This is a genomic window from Mycolicibacter engbaekii (assembly GCF_002101585.1).
GTDB lineage: Bacteria > Actinomycetota > Actinomycetes > Mycobacteriales > Mycobacteriaceae > Mycobacterium > Mycobacterium engbaekii.
Window position 1 is genome coordinate 1 of the sequence record NZ_LQOT01000007.1, and the last position, 23,089, is coordinate 23,089.

Below are 23,089 nucleotides of genomic sequence, written 5' to 3' on the forward strand. Positions count from 1 at the left end.
CTCGAAGGGATTGGCGGATTTTGTGCGTTGCCGGGATCTGACGTGCCGTTGGCCGGGCTGTGATCGGCCGGCGGCCGGCTGCGACATCGACCACACGATCGCGTTCGGTGACGGCGGGCCGACCCATGCGTCGAATCTGAAGTGTTATTGCCGCACACATCATTTGGTGAAGACCTTCTGGGGGTGGCGGGACCAGCAGCTGCCGGACGGCACGGTGATCCTGACCTCGCCGTCGGGGCAGATCTACGTCACCACCCCGGGCAGCGCCCTGGTGTTCCCGCAGTTATGCGCGCCGACGGGGGAGCTGGCGCCGCCACGGCAGGCACCGGATGCGGCGCGTGGTGAGCGCACCGCGCTGATGCCGCGGCGCCGGCGCACCCGCGCCCAACACCGCGCCGCCCGCATCGCCGCCGAACGCAGCCACAACCGCCAAGCCCGCCAAGCCGGGTGGCGCGTCGATCGCGTCGCGGGGACCGGGGTCTCGCCACCGGACCCCGACGACGATCCGCCGCCCTTTTAAGGCGCCGCCTTGTAAAGCGGAGCCCTGCCTGTGGGACCGGTCAGCGCCGAATGAGTTCCGGGGATCGGTACCCGGCCATGGTGTAGAGCACCGGGGCGGCGGCTCGAGCTGCCAGCACGCCGTAGGCGTCCTCGTATTGGGCCGCGAACACCTCGGGGTCGCCGAAGCCGCGGTCGATGCGGTCGCGCATGAACGCCAGCTGAACCACCTGGGTGGCGAACCGCTTGACGGCCCGGCCGGCGGGCCGCCCGCCGATGCGGGTCGCCTCGCGGATCGCCATCCTGCGGTGGCGGATCGATCCCAGCCACGTCGCCTCGTTGGGGCTGATCAGCCCGCTTGCCACCATGCCGGGCAGCTTGCTGGCCACCAGGTGCTGTTCGTGGCGGCGGCTCAACATGCCCAGCAGCACCATCAACAGGAACACCGGGGCCAGCCAGAACACGTAGGTCGCCAGGAACAGCTGCCCGCCGCCCATCGCCAGCGAGGCGTTCCACGAGGCGTGCATGGTCACCGCCGCCAGGTAGCCGAGCAGAATCAGGATGGCCTTCGGCCAGAAGCCGTGCCGGCGCAGCGCGAAGAACACCCCGATACCGGTCATCGTGGTGAACAGCGGGTGGGCGAACGGGCCGAAGATCAGCCGGGCGATGGCCACCGCGGCCAGCTGCGCGGGGGAGTCGGCCGGAGCGATGTAGACGATGTCCTCCATCCAGGCGAAACCCACCGCCACGACGCCCGCGTAGACCATGCAGTCGGTCATCGAGTTCAGCGCCAGGCGGCGGCGCCCGGTCAGCATGATCAGCAGGAACAGCCCCTTGGCCGCCTCCTCGATGAACGGCGCCTGGATGGCGGCCATGTCGAAGGTCTTCGACACCAGCGGCCGAACCGTCGCCACCGAAGACCCGAAGGTCTCCAGGCCCACGGCGAGCACCACCGCCACCGAGGCGCCCCACAGGAACGCCAGCTGCAGCAGCCGGCGCGGCTCGGGCTCCCAGCGGTCCAGCCACCGGTAGCACAACAGCACCACCAGCATCGACATGCTCGACAGCACCAGCGCGGTCAGCGTTCCGCCCGGGTTGGCGGCGGTGAACAGCAGCAACAGGAAGATGGTCAGGATGGTGAGCAGGACGAGGACGATGAGCGGCGCTCCGACCTTCCGCCGGTTCCGCATCTGAGGCATAGCGACGGAGCGTAGCCACCGGTTTGTCCAGCGTGCAACGCGTCGAGTAGCCTTAACAGGTAGGCCTCGACCAGTTCTAGACCAAGATCGTGGCCACCGCATGCCCAGCATGCGTGACAACACCCGTCCCTACTACGCCACAATGTCCGGAGCAACCCCACACATGCCAAGTCCCACCGTCACCTCGCCGCAAGTAGCCGTCAACGACATCGGCTCGGCCGAGGACTTTCTCGCCGCCATCGACAAAACGATCAAGTACTTCAACGATGGCGACATCGTCGAAGGGACCATCGTCAAGGTTGACCGGGACGAGGTCCTGCTCGACATCGGTTATAAGACCGAAGGGGTCATCCCCTCCCGCGAACTGTCCATCAAGCACGACGTCGACCCCCACGAGGTGGTGTCCGTCGGTGATGAGGTCGAGGCCCTGGTCCTGACCAAAGAGGACAAAGAAGGCCGCCTGATCCTGTCCAAGAAGCGCGCCCAGTACGAGCGCGCCTGGGGCACCATCGAGGAGCTCAAGGAGAAGGACGAGGCCGTCAAGGGCACCGTCATCGAGGTCGTCAAGGGCGGCCTGATCCTCGACATCGGCCTGCGGGGCTTCCTGCCGGCCTCGCTGGTGGAGATGCGCCGGGTCCGCGACCTGCAGCCCTACATCGGCAAAGAGATCGAAGCCAAGATCATCGAGCTGGACAAGAACCGCAACAACGTGGTGCTGTCGCGTCGCGCCTGGCTGGAGCAGACCCAGTCCGAGGTGCGCAGCGAGTTCCTCAACCAGCTGCAGAAGGGCGCCGTCCGCAAGGGCGTCGTGTCCTCGATCGTCAACTTCGGCGCCTTCGTCGACCTGGGCGGCGTGGACGGCCTGGTGCACGTCTCCGAGCTGTCCTGGAAGCACATCGACCACCCGTCCGAGGTGGTTCAGGTGGGCGACGAGGTCACCGTCGAGGTGCTCGACGTCGACATGGACCGCGAGCGGGTTTCGCTGTCGCTCAAGGCCACTCAGGAAGACCCCTGGCGCCACTTCGCCCGCACCCACGCGATCGGTCAGATCGTCCCGGGCAAGGTCACCAAGCTGGTGCCGTTCGGTGCGTTCGTCCGCGTCGAGGAGGGCATCGAGGGTCTGGTGCACATCTCCGAGCTGGCTGAGCACCACGTCGAGGTGCCGGACCAGGTGGTCGCCGTCGGCGACGACGCCATGGTCAAGGTCATCGACATCGACCTGGACCGCCGCCGGATCTCGCTGAGCCTCAAGCAGGCCAACGAGGACTACACCGAGGAGTTCGACCCCTCGAAGTACGGCATGGCCGACAGCTACGACGAGCAGGGCAACTACATCTTCCCCGAGGGCTTCGACGCCGAGACCAACGAGTGGATCGAAGGTTTCGACAAGCAGCGCACCGAGTGGGAGGCCCGCTACGCCGAGGCCGAGCGCCGGCACAAGATGCACACCGCGCAGATGGAGAAGTTCGCCGCTGCCGAGCACGCCGAGTCCCGCTCGGGCGCCAACGGCTCGCACCGCGACGAGGCTCCGGCCGGCGGTTCGCTGGCCAGTGACGAGCAGCTCGCCGCCCTGCGCGAGAAGCTCGCCGGCAACAGCGCATAGCGCGCGCCCAACCGAAGGGGCGCAGATGCTGCGTATCGGTCTGACCGGCGGTATCGGCGCCGGGAAGTCGACAGTGTCGGCTACCTTCAGCCGGTGCGGTGGCGTCATCGTCGACGGTGACGTCATCGCCCGTGAGGTCGTTGAACCCGGCACCGAAGGCCTGGCCAAATTGGTCGAGGCCTTCGGGCCGGGGATCTTGCTTCCCGACGGTGCCCTGGATCGTCCGGCGCTCGCGGCGATCGCGTTCAGTGACGACGACAAGCGGGCCACGCTCAACGGCATCGTGCACCCGTTGGTGGCGCACCGCCGCGCGGAGCTGATCGAGGCGGCCGGCCATGATGCGGTGATCATCGAGGACATCCCGCTGCTGGTCGAGTCGCAGATGGCCCCGCTGTTCCCGCTGGTGGTCGTGGTGCACGCCGACGTCGAGACCCGCCTGGCCCGGCTGACCGAGATCCGCGGGATGTCCGAGGCCGACGCGCGGGCCCGGATCGCCGCGCAGGCCACCGAACCGCAGCGGCGCGACGTCGCCGATGTCTGGCTGGACAACTCCGGCAGCCCGGAGGATCTGGCCGCCCAGGCGCTCGAGCTCTGGGAGCAGCGCATCCTGCCGTTCGCGCACAACCTGAGCAGCCGCACGACCGTGCCGTCACCGACACGGCTGGTGCCGGCCGATCCCACCTGGGCCGATCAGGCGCAACGCATCCTGGCGCGGGTGCGCACCGCCTGCGGGCACCGCGCGACCCGGGTCGACCACATCGGCTCGACCGCGGTGGCCGGACTGGACGCCAAGGATGTCATCGATGTGCAGGTCACGGTGCAGTCCCTGGCGGTGGCCGATGAACTCGCCGATTCTCTGCTGAACGCCGGCTATCCCCGGCTGGAGGACGTCACCTCCGACAACGGCAAGCCCGATGCCCGCAGCACGGTCGCCGAGTTCGATCACACCCAGGATCCGGCCTTGTGGCGCAAGCGCATTCACGCCTCTGCCGACCCGGGGCGGGCCACCAACGTCCATATCCGGGTGCAGGGCTGGCCCAATCAGCAGTTCGCCCTGCTGTTTCCGGCCTGGCTGTCGGCCGACGCCGACGCCCGCGCCGAGTACCTGGCAGTCAAGCGCGAGGCCGAACAGGCCGGGATCGACGGCGGCCTACCGGCATACGCCAAGGTCAAGGAAGCCTGGTTCGACACCGCCTACCGGCAGGCGTGGGCCTGGGCCGACCGCACGGGCTGGGGTCCCAGCTAGCCGGTCAGGCCATGCTGCTGATCAGGGCACCGCACAGCATCGCACCCGTGTGGGGGTCATTGGTGTTACCCCAGGTGTTGATGAAGCGTGAGCTCTTGACCGTGGTGACCTCGTCGACCTTGATCTCGCAGTGCACCGTCGCGGTGGTCGGGAAACGCAGCCGGATCACCATCCCCGCCTTGCTGGGGTCGGTCATCACGGTGTTGGCCTCGAACGCGGTACCGAATGCGTCGAGGTCCGCGCTGGCGGTCTCGTAGTCGTTGCGCATGAAGGTGACCACGTTGCCGCTGGACCAGGCGTCGACCTTGGCGATGTAGGTCACGTTGTGCAGTTCGTCGGCGGCTGCCGCCGGTACCGGGATCAGCTGACCGCACCCGAACAGGGCCGCGATCGTCGCGGCGGCGACACCGATTCGCAGTTTGGCGTTCATATCAGCGAATTTTAGCGTGGTCTGGCCGCAACCCCGGATCTCATGGGCTTGTCGCCCTGCCGGCCTCGGAACTTCCGCGCCAGGTCACCGGCATGCCCAGGCTGCCCAGCCAGCGCTGCAAGTCGTAGCCGTTGCGGGCCAGGCCGTCCACGGCGGCCACCGCCCGCAGCACCGCCCGCTCGGCGTCGTGCCGGCTCAGCAGGCCCTCGCCCACGGCGGCCATCAGCTCGTCGGTGTCGGTGAGCTCGACGCCGGCCCCGGTGTGGACCACCAGGTCCAGATAGTGATCCCGGGAGTGCCAGATCGCGGGGCCGGCGGTGTATTCGCCGATGTCGAGGTAGAAGTCCTGCTCGCGCTCGTGTCCGGCATTGAAGTGGAAGACGCTCGCCCGCAGGCCCAGGCCGGGCAGCAGCCAGGACTCCAGGTAGTGGAACTGGGCCCGGCCGGGGGTGGGGCGCGCCATGTACAGGCCCCAGGGGTGCACGGTGTAGACGTCGACGGCGCGCACCACCCCTTTGGGGTCGGTGTTGGTGTAGCCGGGCAGGTCGAAGGTCTCTTCCTTGGGCGGATGCACCGCGACGCCCTCCTTCCTGGGCCATTCGCGCCGGCTGGCGCTGTCGGAGGCGCGGCCTACTCTGGTCTGCGTGGCATTCGCAACCGAACACCCCATCGTCGCGCATTCGGAGTACCGGCCTGCCGCCGACGCCGTCGAAGGTATCGTCCGCACCGGTGGCCGGTTCGAGGTCGTCAGCGAATATCAGCCCGCCGGTGACCAGCCGGCCGCCATCGCCGAACTGGAACGCCGGATCACCTCCGGGGAGAAAGACGTGGTGCTGCTGGGCGCCACCGGTACCGGCAAGTCGGCCACCGCGGCCTGGCTGATCGAGCGTCTGCAGCGGCCCACCCTGGTGATGGCGCCCAACAAGACGCTGGCCGCGCAGTTGGCCAATGAGCTGCGAGAGATGTTGCCGCACAACGCGGTCGAATACTTCGTCTCCTACTACGACTACTACCAGCCGGAAGCCTATATCGCCCAGACCGACACCTACATCGAGAAGGACAGCTCGATCAACGACGACGTGGAGCGGCTGCGTCACTCGGCGACGTCGAGCCTGCTGTCCCGGCGCGACGTCGTGGTGGTGGCCTCGGTGTCGTGCATCTACGGCCTGGGCACCCCGCAGTCCTACCTGGATCGCTCCGTGGAACTGCAGGTCGGCGTGGAGGTGCCGCGTGACGGCCTGCTGCGGCTGCTGGTCGACGTGCAGTACACCCGCAACGATATGGCGTTCACCCGCGGCTCCTTCCGGGTGCGCGGCGACACCGTCGAGATCATCCCCTCCTATGAGGAGCTGGCCGTTCGGATCGAGTACTTCGGCGACGAGATCGAGGCGCTGTACTACCTGCACCCGCTCACCGGCGACGTGGTCCGCAAAGTCGACTCGCTGCGCATTTTCCCGGCCACCCACTACGTCGCGGGCCCGGAGCGGATGACGCAGGCCATCTCGACCATCGAGCAGGAGCTGGCCGTCCGGCTCGAGGAGCTGGAGGGTCAGGGCAAGCTGCTGGAAGCCCAGCGGTTGCGCATGCGCACCAGCTACGACATCGAGATGATGCGGCAGGTCGGCTTCTGTTCGGGCATCGAGAACTACTCGCGTCATATCGACGGGCGCGGAGCCGGAACGCCGCCGGCCACCCTGCTGGACTACTTCCCGGAGGATTTCCTGCTCATCATCGACGAGTCGCACGTCACCGTGCCGCAGATCGGCGGGATGTACGAGGGTGACATGTCGCGTAAGCGCAACCTGGTGGAGTTCGGTTTCCGGTTGCCCTCGGCATGTGACAACCGGCCGCTGACCTGGGAGGAGTTCGCCGATCGGATCGGGCAGACCGTCTACATGTCGGCCACTCCGGGGCCCTACGAGCTGGGCCAGAGCGCCGGTGAGTTCGTCGAGCAGGTGATCCGCCCGACCGGCCTGGTGGACCCCAAAGTCGTGGTGAAGCCCACCAAGGGCCAGATCGACGACCTGATCGCCGAGATCCGGCAGCGCACCGAGGCCGACGAGCGGGTGCTGGTGACCACCCTGACCAAGAAGATGGCCGAGGACCTCACCGACTACCTGCTCGAGATGGGGATCCGGGTGCGGTACCTGCACTCCGAGGTCGACACCCTGCGCCGGGTGGAGTTGCTGCGTCAGCTGCGGCTCGGCGACTACGACGTGCTGGTCGGCATCAACCTGCTGCGCGAGGGCCTGGACCTGCCCGAGGTGTCGCTGGTGGCGATCCTCGACGCCGACAAGGAGGGTTTCCTGCGCTCCACCCGCAGCTTGATCCAGACCATCGGCCGTGCCGCCCGCAACGTCTCCGGCGAGGTGCACATGTACGCCGACAAGATCACCGACTCGATGCGGGAGGCCATCGACGAGACCGAACGCCGTCGGGCCAAGCAGGTCGCCTACAACGAAGAGCACGGCATCGACCCGCAGCCGTTGCGCAAGAAGATCGCCGACATCCTCGACCAGGTGTACCGGGAGGTCGAAGACACCGAGGCCGTCGAGGTCGCCGGCTCGGGCCGCAACGCCTCACGGGGGCGGCGCGCCCAGGGCGAGCCCGGCGGCCGGGCGGTCAGCGCCGGGATCATCGAGGGCCGCGACACCACCAACATGCCGCGGGCCGAGCTGGCCGACCTGGTCAAGGACCTCACCGAGCAGATGATGAACGCGGCACGTGACCTGCAGTTCGAGCTGGCCGCCCGGATTCGCGACGAGATCGCCGACCTCAAGAAAGAGTTGCGGGGCATGGACGCGGCCGGCATCAAGTGACGGCGACGCCGGCCCGCGGCCTTTCGCGTGGCCCGGCGATCCGTGATTGACTGCAAGCGGTGGTGGGGGAACTGACTGAAGCGGTGATGCGTGACTCCGCGGTCAGCACTGGTAGCTGGCGGGAGTTGCTCGGTCGGCGCTATCTGGGCACGTCGGCGGTGCTGGCCGGCGGCGTCGCGCTGTACGCCACCAACGAGTTCCTGACCATCAGCCTGCTGCCCAGCACCATCAAGGACATCGGCGGCGAGCGGTTCTACGCCTGGGTCACCACCCTGTATCTGGTCGGCTCGGTGATCGCCGCGGCCGCGGCCAACGCGGTGCTGGTCCGGCTGGGCTCCCGCACGTCGTACCTGATGGGGCTGCTCTCCTTCGGTCTGGGCACCGTGGTGTGCGCGCTGGCACCCCACATGGAAGTCCTGTTGATCGGCCGCACCCTGCAGGGCATGGGCGGCGGCTTACTGGCCGGCCTCGGTTATGCGCTGATCAACGCGGTGCTGCCCAGCTGGCTGTGGACCCGGGCCTCCGGTCTGGTGTCGGCCATGTGGGGGTGGGCACCCTGGTCGGCCCGGCGGCCGGCGGCCTGTTCGCCCAGTTCGGGGTATGGCGCTGGGCGTTCGGTGTGATGGCGGTGCTGACCGTGGCGATGGCGGTGGGGGTCGGCATGGTGCTGACCGCCGGCAGCAGCGGCCACCGCGGCGAACCGGCGAAAATCCCGATCCGGTCCCTGGTGTTGCTGGGCGGGGCGGCGCTGGCGGTCAGTGTCGCGCAGCTGCCGCGCAGCCTGCCGGCCGCGGCGGGACTGTTGCTGGTCGGCGCCGTCCTGCTGGTGGTGTTCCTGGTCGTGGACCGGCGATCTGCGGCGGCGGTGCTGCCGCCCAGCGCGTTCCATCCCGGTCGGGAGAAGTGGATCTATCTGACCCTGGGCCTGCTGATGGCCACCACCAAGGCCAACCTGTACATCCCGCTGCTGGGCCAGCGGCTGGCTCATCTGCCCCCGGTGATGGCCGGCTTCCTGGGGGCGGCCCTGTCGACCGGGTGGACGTTCAGTGAGATCGCCAGCGCCTCGGTGAGCCGGGCGCGGGTGGTGATCGGCCTGGTGATCAGCGCGCCGCTGGTGATGGCGGCGGGGCTGACGGTGGTCGCGTTCGCGCGGATGAACCACTACGACCCGACCGCCGTCGCCGCGATCTGGGCGCTGGCACTGCTGGTGGTCGGGATCGGGGTGGGGGCGGGCTGGCCGCATCTGTCGGCGTGGGCGATGAGCTGCGTCGACGACCCGGCCGAGGGCGGTACCGCCGCCGCGGCCATCAACACCGTCCAGTTGATCGGTGGGGCGTTCGGGGCCGGATTCGCCGGCCTGGTGGTCAACACCGCGATGAGCACCGGCCAGCCCGCGGCGCGCTGGCTGTTCGCGATCTTCGCCGTCCTCGCCGCCCTGGGGTGCGTGGTCGCGGTGCGGGCCAGCCGGGGCGCGTCGCGTGAGCTCACCGGCTGGACTTGATCACCTGGGAGTAGGTGAACTGCCAGCGTTCGACGACCCGAAATCCCAGCGAATGCAGCATCTGCCCGTCGGGCGTGCGGGCGAACCGGCGGCCTGCCGGTAGGACCACCGCCGCCTGATGGGCCGGCAGGGCGCGATCGTGGTCGGTGATCGTCCAGATGACCGGGCACCGGTCGAGTTGGTCGCGTAAGGCGCCCACGCCCAGGTGCCCGTCCCACAATCGGCCCAACGTCTGGCGGTGCGGTCCCAGGCCGGGGTCGGTCAGCTTCGCGAACGACTCGGGACGGCCCGCCGGCAACGCCCGGATCGGGCCGGGCAACCATCGGGTGGTGTTGTCGATCAGCAGACAATCCCCGGGCTGGGCATGCTCGACGATCACGTCGGCCACCGCGCTGTAGTCCCAGCCTTCTTTGGTGTAGCGATCACGTTGATTGACAACGTAATTGGGGGCCGCCGTGATGACGAGCAGGGTGACAAGCGCGATGACCGTGCGGCGTGAGGTGGCGATCGTGGTGACGGCGATGGCCAGCGCGATCGCCATCGCCGGCGCTGTGCTGATCAGATACCGCGGGTAGTAAATGGGTTTCACCGCCGCCGAATAGACCACCGCCGCCGCGGTCGGGATGAGCATCCAGGCCACGCACAGCACCGCCAGTCGGCGGGTGTCCTCGGCGAGCGCCCGGCGCGCACCGGTGGCAACAGCCACCACGGCGGCGGCCAGCAGCAGCCACGCCGCGACGGCGAACGACACACTCTTGTCGAAGTACTGCTGCACAACGATCTCGGCCACGGTGTGCGGGCTCAGCGGACTGATCCAGGCAACCTGCCGGATCTGCCCGTGGCTGAACCACAGGAAGGGAGCCACCGCGGCCAGCGCGCCGCCGGTCGCCACCGCCCAGCGGCGCTTCGCCGCACCGTCGGCCCCCAGCGCCGGCAGCGTCGCCGCGTACACCGCCGCCATGAGCACGGTGAACGTGCTGAGCAGCGTCGCCCCCACCAGGGCCAGCCCGTAGCCCACCCACACCGGCCCGCTGTTGCGCCGGATCGCCCGCACCCACAGCACGGTGAGCCAGACCGCGGCCATCGCCGAGAACGCGTACGGGCGCGCCTCGACCCCGGCCCACGTCAACCGGGGCAGTATCGCGTAAAGCGCACCGGCGCACAGCGATACCGGCCGGCCCGCGAACCGGCGCGTCAGCACCACCACCCCGGCGGCCCCGGCGCCCACCGCCAGGCTGCTGGGCAGCCGGGCCCAGAATTCGGTTGCGGGGAAGACCGCGAACCAGCCGTGCATGAACAGGTAGTACAGCCCGTGCACCGCGTCGATGTGGGTCAGTAGCCGCCACAGTTCGGGAAGCGTCCGGTGGGTGGCCGCCGAGATGGTCGCGGCCTCGTCGAACCACATGGACGGCCGGTTGGCGCCGGCGGCGCTGATCACCGTTGCGGCAACAGCGATCAGGGCCGCATCCGCCGAACGCGGCGGCTGCGGCGACGGGCCCGGTTCGGTACCCACCGGCGCCGGGGTCAGGACCTGGCTCAACGGCGTGCGCTGTCGGTAGCGGTGACGGTTACGACGTCCACGCTACCTGTTTCGCGCACCGTGTCAGCTACGTCACGGGGCCGTCTGGCCGTTCTTCCGGGCAGGTCAGGGGCCTGTGTGACCCGCCGCGCAGGCGACATGTGACGCCAATCGCCCCCAATCGGGGCATCGACGGGTTAGTGTCGCCATGGCTTCTTAAGCGAACTATGGCGACTAAGCACCGGGAGGGTTACCCATGAGCGGCTACAAGACCGTGGTGGTCGGTACGGACGGCTCGGACTCGTCGCTGCGCGCCGTTGACCGCGCGGCCCACTTGGCGTCCGGCGAGGGCGCGAAGGTCATCATCGCCACCGCCTACCTGCCGCACGCCGACGACCCCCGCGCCGCAGACGCGCTCAAGGACGAGGGCTACAAGGCCTCCGGCAACGCCCCCATCTACGCGATCCTCAAAGAGGCCAAGGAGCGGGCCATCGCTGCCGGCGCCTATGAGGTGGAGGAGCGGGCCGTGGTCGGCGCCCCGGTCGACGCGCTGGTGGAGCTGGCCGAGGACGTCAAGGCCGACCTGCTGGTGGTCGGCAACGTCGGGTTGAGCACCATCGCCGGCCGGCTGCTCGGTTCGGTGCCGGCCAACGTGTCGCGCCGCTCCAAGATCGACGTGCTGATCGTCCACACCACCGGCTAGCTAGCGGGGGAGCTCACCAGCCCCGTTCCCGCCACTCCGCCAGGTGCGGACGCTCGGCGCCCAGCGTCGTGTCGTCGCCGTGCCCGGGATACACCACGGTGTCGTCGCCGTACCGGTCGAACACCTTGCGGCTCACATCGCCGAGCAGGCGCTCGAAATCCCCGGGCTGCCATGTCTTTCCGACGCCGCCGGGAAACAGGCAGTCGCCGGTGAACAGCTGCGTCACCCCGCCGCTGGCCGCGCCGTCGAACGCGAGCGCCACCGACCCCTCGGTGTGCCCCTGCAGATGGATCACGTCGAACTTCAGATCCCCGACGGTCACGGTGTCACCGTCGGCCAGAATGCGGTCCGGGGTCACCGGCAGCGGCTCGGCGTCCAGGGCGTGGGCCGCGGTGGGGGCGCCGGTCGCCTCGACCACCGCGGTCAGGGCCTGCCAGTGGTCGAAGTGCTGGTGACTGGTGACGATCAGCGCCACGTCCGGGGCCTGCTCGCGCACCAGCGCCACCAGCTGCTCGGCGTCGTTGGCCGCGTCGATCAGCAGCGTCTTGCCGGTGTGGGCACAGGTCACCAGGTAGACGTTGTTGTCCATCGGCCCCACCGAGGCCTTGATGATGGTTGCTCCGGGCAGGGTGCGGCGGGCGGCGGTTCCGGGTTCGACGTGTCCGGTGTAGCTGTCGGTGACCGAGATCTCAGACGTCATGACCGTCACGGTACTGGCCCTGAGCTGGGTGTCGGTAGAGCCACCTAGCATGGACCCGTGGCTGACCGGCTGATCGTCAAGGGCGCGCGTGAACACAACCTGCGCGGTGTGGACCTCGACCTGCCGCGTGACGCGCTGATCGTGTTCACCGGGCTGTCGGGCTCGGGCAAGTCCTCGCTGGCCTTCGACACCATCTTCGCCGAGGGCCAGCGCCGCTACGTCGAGTCGTTGTCGGCGTATGCCCGCCAGTTCCTGGGCCAGATGGACAAGCCCGACGTCGACTTCATCGAGGGCCTGTCGCCGGCGGTGTCCATCGACCAGAAGTCCACCAACCGCAACCCGCGCTCGACGGTCGGCACCATCACCGAGGTCTACGACTACCTGCGGCTGCTGTACGCGCGGGCCGGCACCCCGCACTGCCCGGTCTGTGGCGAGCGGATCGCCCGCCAGACCCCCCAGCAGATCGTCGACCAGGTGCTGGCCATGGACGAGGGGCTGCGGTTCCAGGTGCTGGCGCCGGTGGTGCGCACCCGCAAGGGGGAGTTCGCCGACCTCTTCGACAAGCTGAACACCCAGGGTTACAGCCGGGTGCGGGTCGACGGGGTGGTGCACTCGCTGACCGACCCGCCCAAGCTCAAGAAGCAGGAGAAGCACGACGTCGACGTCGTGGTGGACCGGCTCACCGTCAAGGAGTCGGCCAAGCAGCGGCTCACCGATTCGGTGGAGACCGCGCTGGGCCTGGCCGACGGCATCGTCGTCCTGGAGTTCGTCGACCGCGAAGACGACCATCCCCACCGCGAGCAGCGGTTCTCCGAGAAGCTGGCCTGCCCCAACGGGCACGCGTTGTCCGTCGACGACCTGGAGCCCCGGTCGTTCTCCTTCAACTCGCCCTACGGCGCCTGCCCGGAATGCGCCGGCCTGGGCATCCGCAAGGAGGTCGACGCCGACCTGGTGGTGCCCGACCCGGAGCGCACCCTGGCCGAGGGCGCGGTGGTGCCGTGGTCGATGGGCCCCACCAGCGAGTACTTCACCCGGATGATGGCCAGCCTCGGTGAGGCGATGGGCTTCGACGTCGACACCCCGTGGCGCAAACTGCCGGCCAAGGCCCGCAAAGCCATCTTGGAGGGCTCCGACGAGCAGGTCCACGTGCGCTACCGCAATCGCTACGGCCGCACCCGCTCCTACTACACCGATTTCGAAGGTGTGATGGCGTTCCTGCAGCGCAAGATGGAGCAGACCGAATCCGAGCAGATGAAGGACCGCTACGCGGGATTCATGCGGGATGTGCCCTGCCCGGAATGTGCCGGCACCCGGCTCAAGCCGGAGATTCTGGCGGTGACGCTGGCCGCCGGTGACTACGGCAGCAGATCCATTGCGCAGGTGTGTGATCTGTCCATCGCGGACTGCGCGGACTTCCTCAACGCGCTGACGCTGGGTCCGCGGGAGCAGGCCATCGCCGGGCAGGTGCTCAAAGAGATCCAGTCCCGGCTGAGCTTCCTGCTCGACGTCGGGCTGGAGTATCTGACCCTGTCCCGGGCCGCGGGAACGTTGTCGGGCGGTGAGGCGCAACGTATTCGGTTGGCCACCCAGATCGGTTCGGGTCTGGTCGGGGTGCTCTACGTGCTCGACGAGCCGTCCATCGGGCTGCATCAGCGCGACAACCGCCGGCTGATCGAGACCCTGGTCCGCCTGCGCAACCTGGGCAACACCCTGATCGTCGTCGAACACGACCTGGACACCATCGCGCACGCCGACTGGATCGTCGACATCGGTCCTGCCGCCGGAGAGCACGGCGGCAGGATCGTGCACAGCGGGCCCTACCGCGACCTGTTGACCAACCCCGACTCCATCACCGGGGCCTATCTGTCCGGGGCGAAGAGCATTGCGGTGCCGCAGGCGCGCCGCAAAGTCGATCCCAAACGGCAGCTCGGCGTGGTCGGTGCGCGCGAGCACAACCTGTCCGGTGTCGACGTGGCGTTTCCGCTCGGCGTGCTCACCGCGGTCACCGGGGTGTCGGGCTCAGGCAAGTCGACCCTGGTCAACGACATTCTGGCCACGGTGCTGGCCAACAAGCTCAACGGCGCCCGGCTGGTGCCGGGCCGCCACACCCGGATCACCGGCCTCGATCACCTGGACAAGCTGGTGCGGGTGGACCAGTCGCCCATCGGGCGCACCCCGCGGTCCAACCCGGCCACCTACACCGGGGTGTTCGACAAGATCCGCACCCTGTTCGCCGCCACCACCGAGGCCAAGGTCCGCGGCTATCAGCCCGGCCGGTTCTCCTTCAACGTCAAGGGCGGCCGCTGCGAGGCGTGCACCGGCGACGGCACCATCAAGATCGAGATGAACTTCCTGCCGGATGTCTATGTGCCCTGCGAGGTCTGCCACGGCGCCCGCTACAACCGGGAGACCCTGGAGGTGCACTACAAGGGCAAGACCATCGCCGAGGTGCTGGACATGTCCATCGAAGAGGCCGCGGAGTTCTTCGAGCCCATCACCGGCATCCACCGCTATCTGCGCACCCTGGTCGACGTCGGTCTGGGGTACGTGCGGCTGGGCCAGCCGGCGCCCACGCTGTCCGGCGGTGAGGCGCAGCGCGTCAAGCTGGCCTCGGAACTGCAGAAGCGCTCCACCGGCCGCACCGTCTACATCCTCGACGAGCCCACCACCGGCCTGCATTTCGAGGACATCGCCAAGCTGCTGGGTGTCATCAACGGCCTGGTGGACAAGGGCAACACGGTGATCGTCATCGAGCACAATCTGGACGTCATCAAGACCGCCGACTGGATCATCGACATGGGTCCCGAGGGCGGCGCCGGGGGAGGGACCGTGGTGGCCACCGGCACGCCGGAGGACGTCATGGCGGTGCCGGAGAGCTACACCGGCAAGTTCCTCGCCGAAATCCTGGGCGCCCCGGCCAAACCCGCCAAGGCCGTGAAACGGCGTAGCAAGGCCAGCGCCTAGGGTCGGTGCCTGCTAAGCCGGCGCAGCGCCGAGGCTGACTCGCAGGTGCCGCACGACAGCGTCGGCAACAGCCTCTATCGGCTCGGTCTTGCCCGCAGAGACCCAGTCGGTGAGCCAGATCTGCACGGCCGAGATGACCAGTGCCGCAGCGATTCGCGGAGGCAGGTGGATCTGGCCAGCGTCCGCCGCGATCTCGGCTGCTCGGGTGATCATGTCCATCCCGGTTCGCCACGCTGCTCGTTGACCCCCGCGGCCCAGTTCGGCTGAGGCCGATGCCCAGCTCAGTCCCTCATTGATATGCAGCTGCAGGAAGTGGGGGTGTGCTGCGAAGAATTCAACCTCGGCTCGCGCTCCGACCAGGATCGCCTCCAGCGGGGAGTCGATGTCGTCCGTGCGTAGGCGCACGGCGGCGACGAACTCCTGCATGCGCGCGGCATTGAGGGCATCCCAGATCTCGTCTTTGCCGCCGAAGTGCTTGTAGACCGTCGCCAAGGACACGCCCGCGGTCTTGGCGATGTCACTCACCCGCGCGGCGGCGAAGCCGGAGCGACTGAATTCGTACTCGGCCGCGGCCACGATCTGCTGTTGGTACATGGCCCTGCGGGCGTCGGCCATATCGGCGACCGGTGGCGTGGATCGGTTCGGTTCCATGGCCGCCCCCTGCTCTCGATCGACCGTTGGCGCAGTGTCCACGAGGTGCTACGGTGCCACAGTAATCATGATTCTGGTTAACAGAGTCGTCATTACTCCATAGCTCGATCGGGAACTGGGGAAGGTGCGCCCATGGCGACCACGGAGCTGAGCCGGGAACCATCGCCGCAGATCTCGATGACACTTCCGCGGTCGCGCGGACTGCGCATCATATGGACCGTGGCGTTCGGCTCGCTGGCCCTCGCCTTTCCGGTGTACAGCTACTTGGCATTTCACAGCGGCGTGGACCGTCCCTTCATCGCCGATGCCATGGTCGTGCAGGCGACCGCTGCCTACTTCCTCGGCATCTTTGCGGCGTTCCTGCCGATCCCGTCGCTTCGGACGTGGACCCGATTTCAGCGCCTCCAGGCGGTAGCTCTGCCGTTCGTGATCTGCTCCTACGCAACGCATCTCAGCTGGGAGCTCGGCTGGCTGATTCTGCACAAGGCCATCGCCGGGGCGCGCGATGCGGCGTGGGCGTATCCCTGGTGGAACTACATCGACGGCGGCGACCTGCGCTATCTGCACGCCGAACCCAACTTCTTGATGATCGAGGTGCTGTCGGTGATCAACGCCTGCGTGGGCGTCACCGGACTCGTCCTGCTGTTTCGGTCCAAGTTCACCGACTACCGGGGAACCCTGCTGGTGATGTCGACGGCCGTCACGCATACCGTCCTGACCTGGTATTACTACGGCACCGAGATCATCGCCGGCTTCCCATCGATCAATACCGACAGCTTCATGGATCTGGGCGTCAAGTTCATTCTGCTGAACGGTCCGTGGTTGATCGCGCCCTGGCTGGTACTGGCCTGGGGGTACGCGATGCTCAAAAAGCAGTTCGGCGCTTCGCCGCAGTAGCGACTGCTGCCGCCTTCACCAGCGGCGACGGGAACCGCGGCGGCACCCGCACCCCGTCCAGCCACGCGGTGAGCTCCCGCGCCCGGCGCTCCAGCACGGAGCGGGCCGCCCGGCCCGGATCCTCCAGGAGCTGCAGCTGCACCTCGGCGGCCGGATTCTGATACCAACCGCCGACGATTCGGCCGTTCCACCACACCGTGGGCCCGGCGTTGCCGTTGTTGTCGAAGAGCCGGCCGCGGTGCGCACCCAGGTACCAGTCGCGGTGATACCAGCCCATGGTGGTGACGTCGAGGCCCGGCAGCAGCGCACCCGACGGTTCGACCTCGGGTTCTGGCTCCAGGTCGTCGGCCAGCGCATAGCCGGGCGTGCCGTGCAGGTCGACGTCGACGGCGCCGATCTCGCCCAATGCCCGGCGCACCACCGTCTTGGTGGTGCCGAACCACCATTTGATGTCGTCAGCGGTGGCCGGGCCGAACGCGCGTAGCCAGGTTCGGATCAGCTGGGCCTGCGCGGGTTCGGCGGGCAGCGGGGCGCCAGAACCGCCGAGCCAGCTCTCCGCGGTCGCCCACCGCGGCCGCGACGAGGTCCAGCCGCCGTCATTGGGCCCGCGCACGATATGGCCCTGCGCGCCCAGCACGGTCAGCGCGCGCGGCGCCAGATGGGTCTGGCCGCCGTAGGACTTTCCCGGCGCGGGATCGTAGGTGCCGGCCAGTTCGGGCAGGCCCCGCGCAGCTCGGCGCTGCTGGCCGGGCCGTGCTCGCCCAGGTGCGCCAGGACGGCGGCGGTGGCCCTGGTCAGCCACTCCTCGCCGTCCTCGGCCACACCGGCCTTGGTCACATCGGCGATCAGCCGGCGCCGCTCGGTGTCGGCCACCCGATCGCTGGCCGCCGCCTGCACGGCGGGCAGATCAGCGGGATCGATCACCCACAGCGTGCGTCGCATCGCCAGATGCTTGACCAGGGAAAGCTTTTCGTACAGTGCGTCGTTCAGGTCCGCGACGGTGAATTTCAGATTCCGCGCCCACAGCGACAGGTAGGGGGTGGCGGGATCGGTGGCATGCAGCCCGACCAGCTTCGCGGCGATCCGGTCTATCGGCTCGTCAGGGGTACCGGGGGCAAGAAAATGCCGGCGCGCCAAACGGCTTCGCCGCTCGGCGACGGTGAAGCTCCGCACCGGTCAGTGCTCGCCCTCGCGCATCGACCTGCGGATCTGCTCCAGCTTCTCGGCGGCCGCGCGCTGGCGGTCCTCGAACTGCTTCTCGACGGTGCGGCCCTCGGGTGTCTCGGAATCCAGCTCCTGGGCGCCGATCGAGGTCTCGAAGCGGCGCTCGATCTTCTCGCGGACAGAGTCGAACGTCGGCACACCGGTGGCGTCGTAGCCGGTGTCGGGCTGCGGGTCGCCCGGATCGTCACCCATGCCGGCCACGTTACCGCCCCGGCGCCACTCCCGGAGTGCCCAGCCGGGAGGCCAGCCAGGGCAGGGCGTGGGCGAACACCCGCCCGGCGAACGGCCAGTCGTGCTGGCCCGGTTCGGTGATCACCGCGCAGTCGATCCCGTTGGCCCGTCCCAGCGCGCACAGCGTCGTCGCGGCAGCGAGCTGGCCGCCGGTATCGGCCTTGGTGGCACTGCTGTCGACCGCGAACCACCCCGAAACCCCGGGGGAATAGCGACCGTGTGTGGCGATCACCGTCGAGGGATCGAACGCCGCCCAGGAGGCGGCGCTGCCGCCGAACAGCCGGCTGATGGTCTGGGCGCGGGTTCCCGCGTTGGGGCCGAGATCGCCGGCGATGTCGACAAAGGCGCTGAACTCCTCGGGGTGCATCGCGGTCAGGTTTACCGCGCAGGTGCCGCCCATGGACCAGCCGACCACACCCCAGTGCGACGGCCGCACCCCGAAGTGCGAGACCAGATACGGCACCACGTCCTTGGTCAGATGGTCGGCGGCGTTGCCGCGCGGGCCGTTGACGCATTCGGTGTCGTTGTTGAAGGAGCCGCCGGAGTCGACGAACACCAGCACCGGTGCATTGCCGTGGTGGGTGGCGGCGAAGTCGTCGACGGCGGCGATCGCACCCCCGGAGCGCAGCCAGTCCGAGGCGGTGTTGAACTCGCCGCCGATCATCATCACGGCGGGCAGCTCCGGCGGCGGGCTGTGGGCGAACCACGCCGGGGGCAGATACACCAGTTCGCCGCGATGCCTGAAATGGGAAGCGTCGGCGGGAATCGCGACCTGCAGCACCCGGCCCCGCGCCGGCATCGCGCCCGAGCCGGCGATCGCATGCACCGTGGCCAGGTCACTCTGGTCGGGTAGCGGCCCGGCCGTCAGATCGCTCCAGGCGCTCTGCACCGTCGGGAAGTAACCGACCCACGTGTTGAGGCTCACTCCCGCACTGATCAGGCACAGCGGCACCGCCAGCAGGGTCACACCGCGGCGCCACCAGGCCGCACCGCGCCAACCCAGAACCAGCAGCGCCGCGGCGGCGCCGGTCAGCGCGATCCACATCCACAGGGTCGCCGGTGGCGGCTGGCCGGACAGCCCGTCGTCGGTGACGAACCAGTACGCGCCGCCCGCCGCCAGCAGCCCCACGCCGCTGATCACGGGCAGGCGCCACAGCCAGCTCCGGGGCCGGCGGCCCACGGCCAGCACCAGCATCGCGACCGCGGCCGCCTGCACCGTGACCGGGACCCAGCCGTGCATCAGCGAGGTGTGTTCGCCACTGGACAGGATCACCCCATCCATGATGGACCGCGGTATGCCTAGCGGGGTTTGGCCAGCGGGAACGGCAGCGTATCGCGGATGCTGTGCCCGGAGATGAGCATGACGACGCGGTCCACGCCCATGCCCAGCCCGCCGGTCGGCGGCATCGCGTACTCCATGGCGGCCAGGAAGTCCTCGTCGAGTTCCATCGCCTCCGGGTCGCCGCCGGCGGCCAGCAGCGACTGCTGGTGCAACCGGCGCCGCTGCTCCACCGGGTCGGTGAGTTCGCTGTAGGCGGTGCCCAGTTCCACGCCCCACGCCACCAGGTCCCACCGCTCGGCAACGCCCGGCTTGCTGCGGTGCGGCCGGGTCAGCGGCGAGACGGAGGTGGGGAAGTCGATGTAGAAGGTGGGCTGCTCGGTGCGGGCCTCGACCAGGTGCTCGTAGAGCTCGAGCGCCACGGCGCCGGCATCCCACTGGCGCAGGTAGTGCACGCCGGCGCGGTCGCACAACTTGCGCAGCGCAGGCAGCTCGGTGCCGGCGTCGATCTGCTCGCCGAGCGCCGCCGACACCGCGTCGTGCACGCTGACCACCGGCCAGAGCCCCGAGATGTCGACCGGTTCGAGCCGGCCGTCGGTCCCGGCCGCATCACCACCGGCGCGCCGTTGGCCGCCACCGCGGCGTTCTGGATCAGCTCACGCGCGCCGTCGATCCAGGCGAGGTAGTCGCCGTGGGCCGCGTAAGCCTCCAGCAGGGTGAACTCCGGGTTGTGGCTGTAGTCCACGCCCTCGTTGCGAAACGCCCGGCCCAGCTCGAACACCCGCTCCACGCCGCCCACACACAGTCGCTTGAGGTAGAGCTCCGGGGCGATCCGCATATACAGGTCCAGGTCGTAGGCGTTGATGTGGGTGACGAAGGGGCGGGCGTTGGCCCCGCCGTGCAGTTGCTGCAGGATCGGGGTTTCGACCTCCAGGAATCCCTTGGCGAACAAGGTGTCCCGAATGGAGCGCAGCACGTTGCTGCGCGCTGTGATCAGCTCGCGCGCCTGAGCGTTGACGGCCAGGTCCACATAGCGGGTCCGCAGCCGCGCCTCGGGGTCGGTCAGGCCCTTCCACTTGTCGGGCAGCGGGCGCAGGCATTTGCCGATCAGCCGCCACTGCGTCACCAGCAGCGAGGGCGTCCCGTTGCGGCTCTGGCCCATCCGGCCGGTGGCCTCGACCAGATCGCCCAGGTCCACTCCGGCGCTGAAGTCGGCGGCGCGGGCGTCGCCGGCCTCGGTGAGCACCGCGTCGTCGAGCAGCAGCTGCACCTCGCCTGACCAGTCGCGCAGCTGCGCGAACAGCACACCGCCGTAGTCGCGCATCCGCAGCACCCGCCCGGCCACCGACACGGTCCCGGCGGCGCCGGCCAGCGCCTGGCGCACGCTGTGGCTGGGCGGTTGCCCCACCGGGTAGGCGTCGACGCCGCTGTCCTGCAACGACTTCAGCTTGGCCATCCGGACCCGGACCTGCTCGGGCAGCCGGGGCCGGGCTGGGCCGGGCACGGCGTACTCCGGGCAGTCGGGCGCCGTCCCGTCGTTGTGCAACTGCCCGGAGGCGGCCAGCGGCTCCGGCACGGCCGAGTGTTGACCGGTGTGCTGCTCGCTGCGCCGCGAGAAGGGCAGCACCAGGAAGCCTTCGGCGATCACCGAGGCGACGCCCACGCGGGGGATCAGCCGGGCGTCTTCGTAGCAGGCGTAGCGCGGCACCCACTGCGGCCGGTACTTCATGTTCGAGCGGTACAGCGTCTCCAGTTGCCACCAGCGCGAGAAGAACATCAGCAACCGGCGCCACAGGCGCAGCACCGGCCCGGCGCCCAGCTGCGCGCCCTGTTCGAAAGCGGACCGGAACATCGCGAAGTTCAGGGAGATCCGGTTCACGCCGACGGTGCCGGCCTGCAGCGCCAGCTCACTGACCATCAGTTCGATGGTGCCGTTGGGGGACTGCGGACTGCGGCGCATCAGGTCCAGCGACGCCCCGCTGTGCCCCCACGGCACCAGCGACAGCATCGCCACCACCTCGCCGCTGTCGCCCCGCACCGCCTCGACCAGCAGGCACTCGGCGTCGGCGGGGTCGCCGAGGCGGCCCAGCGCCATGGAGAAGCCGCGCTCGGACTCGGTGTCGCGCCAGGCGTCCGCGCGTTCGATGACGCGGGCCATCTCCTCGGGGCCGATGTCGCCGTGCCGGCGTATCCGCACCGTCAGGCCTGACCGGCGGGCCCGGGTGACGGCCTGGCGCACCCCGCGCATGTCCGGGCCGGACAGCTTGAACTCCGCGGGCCGCAGGATCGCCTCGTCGCCCAGTTCCAGCGCGCTCAGTCCGGCGTCCCGGAAGGCCTGTGCGCCGGCGAAACTGGCGCCCATCACCCCGGGCGCCCAGCCGTAGTCCCGGCAGACCCGCAGCCAGGCGTTGATGGCCTGCGGCCAGGCTCTGGGGTCGCCCACCGGGTCGCCGCTGGCCAGGCAGACACCCACCTCCACCCGGTAGGTGATGGCGGCGCGCCCGTTGGGGGCGAACACCACCGATTTGTCGCGGCGGGTGGCGAAGTAGCCCAGCGAGTCGTTCTGCCCGTACTGCTCGAGCAGTCCGCGGATCGCCGACTCGTCCTGGCCGGTCAGCGCGTTGTCCGAGCGCTGGGACAAAAACAGCACGATGGCCGCGGCGACCAGGGCCAGCGCCCCGAGCAGCCCGCACAGCGCGCGCAGCCCCAGGTCGGGCTTGCCGGGGAACAGGTCCGGTTCGAGCAGCCCGAAACCAACCACCCGATTCACCACATAGGGCAGCCGCAGCGGCCGTTCCACCGTCCCGGGGAACAGTTCGATGAGCCCCCAGCACAGCAGTATCGCCACCGCCCAGCCGGCGGCCAGCGTCGCGGCGGACTTCAGCAGCGCCCCACGGCGCACCTTGGCCCAGAATTCGTTGCGGGCCGCCACCAGCACCAGAATCGCGGCCGCATGCAGCACCAGGCCCGCGGCGCCGCCGATGACCTGGACGCGGTCGGAGCTGCCGGTGAGCAGCCGGCTGGCATTCCAGCCGCCGGCGATCACCAGGTTCGCGATCAGCAGCCACCAGGCGATGCGCTTGTGCGCGCTGAGCGCGGCTGCCAGCAGCGCCAGGACGAAAGCCCAGGCCAGGCTGGTGTCGGGGAAGTTGAACAGGTATTTGTCGATGAACTCGCGCGGCACTCGGATGGCCCACCGGATCACCGGCGACATGCTCGCCAGCAGCGACAGACCCGCGGCGATACCGACCGCCCAGGCCGCCGCGGTGGGCACCCAGTGGAGCCGGGACGGCGCCCGGTTGCGCGAGCGCGGCACGGGCGGCACAGTCAAGGTCATAGCCAGGCAGAATAGGCAGAGAACCCGCGAACATGGTGTGAGGCGCGACGGGTTTGCGGGATCGGTGGGCGCAACCCGTGCTGAACTGCTGCTACACTCTCCTGTGCGACCGTCCCGGCGTAAGCCAGGACAGCAAGTGGAGTTCCCTCCCACCACGGGCCGAAGAGGTTCTGTGGTCCGGTCGCAGGCGGTGCGAACCGCTTGCTCTGCGCACAGCGCGGGCGGCTTGATGCTTTTCAGGCCGTGATCGGTCGGTATGGGCCCTGCTTCATGCAGGGCTTTTTTGCT

15 protein-coding genes and 3 pseudogenes are annotated in these 23,089 nt (G+C 69.1%); 8 read left to right on the forward strand and 10 right to left on the reverse strand.

Annotation, left to right across the window (positions count from 1 at the left end):
* The coding region (locus tag AWC02_RS00805) for an HNH endonuclease signature motif containing protein (RefSeq protein WP_133055591.1) at positions 1–520 on the forward strand (520 nt) is incomplete at its 5' end.
* A gap of 40 nt (positions 521–560) precedes the next feature.
* Here AWC02_RS00805 and AWC02_RS00810 read toward each other — a convergent pair.
* Entirely contained in the window at positions 561–1,697 is a 1,137-nt protein-coding gene (locus AWC02_RS00810; protein ID WP_419179188.1) for a PrsW family intramembrane metalloprotease, read from the reverse strand.
* A gap of 163 nt (positions 1,698–1,860) precedes the next feature.
* On the opposite strand from AWC02_RS00810, the gene rpsA reads away from it, so the two are divergent.
* Positions 1,861–3,300, forward strand: a complete 1,440-nt coding sequence (rpsA, locus tag AWC02_RS00815) for a 30S ribosomal protein S1 (protein WP_046318187.1) — start codon at positions 1,861–1,863, stop codon at positions 3,298–3,300.
* Between the two features lie 25 nt (positions 3,301–3,325).
* Positions 3,326–4,546 carry a dephospho-CoA kinase gene (coaE, locus tag AWC02_RS00820; RefSeq protein WP_085126360.1) on the forward strand — a complete coding sequence of 407 codons (1,221 nt, stop codon included), beginning with the start codon at positions 3,326–3,328 and terminating at the stop codon, positions 4,544–4,546.
* Positions 4,547–4,550: 4 nt separating this feature from the next.
* Here coaE and AWC02_RS00825 read toward each other — a convergent pair whose 3' ends face one another.
* Positions 4,551–4,976 carry a hypothetical protein gene (locus tag AWC02_RS00825; RefSeq protein ID WP_085126362.1) on the reverse strand — a complete coding sequence of 142 codons (426 nt, stop codon included), beginning with the start codon at positions 4,974–4,976 and terminating at the stop codon, positions 4,551–4,553.
* A gap of 40 nt (positions 4,977–5,016) precedes the next feature.
* On the reverse strand, positions 5,017–5,550 hold the full coding sequence (locus tag AWC02_RS00830; protein WP_237160266.1) for a ribonuclease FAU-1 family protein: 534 nt from the start codon (positions 5,548–5,550) through the stop codon (positions 5,017–5,019).
* Positions 5,551–5,620: 70 nt separating this feature from the next.
* Here AWC02_RS00830 and uvrB point away from each other — a divergent pair, with 70 nt between their 5' ends.
* Positions 5,621–7,795, forward strand: coding sequence for an excinuclease ABC subunit UvrB (gene uvrB / locus AWC02_RS00835; RefSeq protein ID WP_085126364.1), 2,175 nt, complete (start codon positions 5,621–5,623; stop codon positions 7,793–7,795).
* A gap of 86 nt (positions 7,796–7,881) precedes the next feature.
* Positions 7,882–9,296, forward strand: a pseudogene (locus AWC02_RS00840) (MFS transporter).
* On the opposite strand, the gene AWC02_RS00845 reads toward AWC02_RS00840, so the two are convergent.
* Positions 9,280–10,836, reverse strand: coding sequence for a glycosyltransferase family 39 protein (locus AWC02_RS00845; protein ID WP_237160267.1), 1,557 nt, complete (start codon positions 10,834–10,836; stop codon positions 9,280–9,282). The pseudogene AWC02_RS00840 and the gene AWC02_RS00845 sit on opposite strands and share 17 nt — an antisense overlap.
* A 235-nt stretch (positions 10,837–11,071) precedes the next feature.
* Here AWC02_RS00845 and AWC02_RS00850 point away from each other — a divergent pair, with 235 nt between their 5' ends.
* Positions 11,072–11,518 carry a universal stress protein gene (locus AWC02_RS00850; RefSeq protein WP_046318176.1) on the forward strand — a complete coding sequence of 149 codons (447 nt, stop codon included), beginning with the start codon at positions 11,072–11,074 and terminating at the stop codon, positions 11,516–11,518.
* Positions 11,519–11,531: 13 nt separating this feature from the next.
* On the opposite strand, the gene AWC02_RS00855 is transcribed toward AWC02_RS00850, so the two are convergent.
* Positions 11,532–12,218, reverse strand: a complete 687-nt coding sequence (locus AWC02_RS00855) for an MBL fold metallo-hydrolase (protein WP_085126423.1) — start codon at positions 12,216–12,218, stop codon at positions 11,532–11,534.
* 57 nt (positions 12,219–12,275) lie between these two features.
* Between AWC02_RS00855 and uvrA the strand changes: the two genes are divergently transcribed.
* Positions 12,276–15,182, forward strand: coding sequence for an excinuclease ABC subunit UvrA (gene uvrA, locus AWC02_RS00860; RefSeq protein ID WP_085126366.1), 2,907 nt, complete (start codon positions 12,276–12,278; stop codon positions 15,180–15,182).
* A 12-nt stretch (positions 15,183–15,194) separates the two neighbouring features.
* On the opposite strand, the gene AWC02_RS00865 is transcribed toward uvrA, so the two are convergent.
* Positions 15,195–15,875, reverse strand: coding sequence for a TetR/AcrR family transcriptional regulator (locus AWC02_RS00865; protein WP_237160268.1), 681 nt, complete (start codon positions 15,873–15,875; stop codon positions 15,195–15,197).
* A gap of 90 nt (positions 15,876–15,965) precedes the next feature.
* On the opposite strand from AWC02_RS00865, the gene AWC02_RS00870 reads away from it, so the two are divergent.
* Positions 15,966–16,730: a hypothetical protein gene (locus AWC02_RS00870; RefSeq protein ID WP_085126367.1), complete on the forward strand. Its 765-nt coding sequence runs from the start codon at positions 15,966–15,968 to the stop codon at positions 16,728–16,730.
* On the opposite strand, the pseudogene AWC02_RS23000 reads toward AWC02_RS00870, so the two are convergent.
* The 4 genes and pseudogenes from AWC02_RS23000 to lysX all read right to left on the reverse strand — a co-directional run bounded on the left by AWC02_RS23000 (position 16,699) and on the right by lysX (position 22,738).
* Positions 16,699–17,903, reverse strand: a pseudogene (locus AWC02_RS23000) (winged helix DNA-binding domain-containing protein). The gene AWC02_RS00870 and the pseudogene AWC02_RS23000 sit on opposite strands and share 32 nt — an antisense overlap.
* 3 nt (positions 17,904–17,906) lie before the next feature.
* Positions 17,907–18,146, reverse strand: coding sequence for a hypothetical protein (locus AWC02_RS00880; RefSeq protein WP_085126427.1), 240 nt, complete (start codon positions 18,144–18,146; stop codon positions 17,907–17,909).
* A 10-nt stretch (positions 18,147–18,156) separates the two neighbouring features.
* The gene (locus tag AWC02_RS00885; RefSeq protein WP_207567969.1) at positions 18,157–19,467 is read right to left on the reverse strand and encodes an alpha/beta hydrolase; all 1,311 of its coding nucleotides are present in this window, start codon (positions 19,465–19,467) and stop codon (positions 18,157–18,159) included.
* A gap of 17 nt (positions 19,468–19,484) precedes the next feature.
* A pseudogene (lysX, locus tag AWC02_RS00890) lies at positions 19,485–22,738 on the reverse strand (bifunctional lysylphosphatidylglycerol synthetase/lysine--tRNA ligase LysX).
* Positions 22,739–23,089: the final 351 nt, after the last annotated feature.

What these genes read in the sequence shown, in the direction of transcription:
- AWC02_RS00810 (WP_419179188.1), bottom strand. Translation starts at nt 1,697, where the DNA reads ATGCCTCAGATGCGGAACCGGCGGAAGGTCGGAGCGCCGCTCATCGTC.
- AWC02_RS00885 (WP_207567969.1), bottom strand. Translation starts at nt 19,467, where the DNA reads ATGGATGGGGTGATCCTGTCCAGTGGCGAACACACCTCGCTGATGCAC.
- AWC02_RS00825 (WP_085126362.1), bottom strand. Translation starts at nt 4,976, where the DNA reads ATGAACGCCAAACTGCGAATCGGTGTCGCCGCCGCGACGATCGCGGCC.
- AWC02_RS00870 (WP_085126367.1), top strand. Translation starts at nt 15,966, where the DNA reads ATGGCGACCACGGAGCTGAGCCGGGAACCATCGCCGCAGATCTCGATG.
- AWC02_RS00855 (WP_085126423.1), bottom strand. Translation starts at nt 12,218, where the DNA reads ATGACGTCTGAGATCTCGGTCACCGACAGCTACACCGGACACGTCGAA.
- AWC02_RS00880 (WP_085126427.1), bottom strand. Translation starts at nt 18,146, where the DNA reads ATGGGTGACGATCCGGGCGACCCGCAGCCCGACACCGGCTACGACGCC.
- AWC02_RS00850 (WP_046318176.1), top strand. Translation starts at nt 11,072, where the DNA reads ATGAGCGGCTACAAGACCGTGGTGGTCGGTACGGACGGCTCGGACTCG.
- coaE (WP_085126360.1), top strand. Translation starts at nt 3,326, where the DNA reads ATGCTGCGTATCGGTCTGACCGGCGGTATCGGCGCCGGGAAGTCGACA.
- rpsA (WP_046318187.1), top strand. Translation starts at nt 1,861, where the DNA reads ATGCCAAGTCCCACCGTCACCTCGCCGCAAGTAGCCGTCAACGACATC.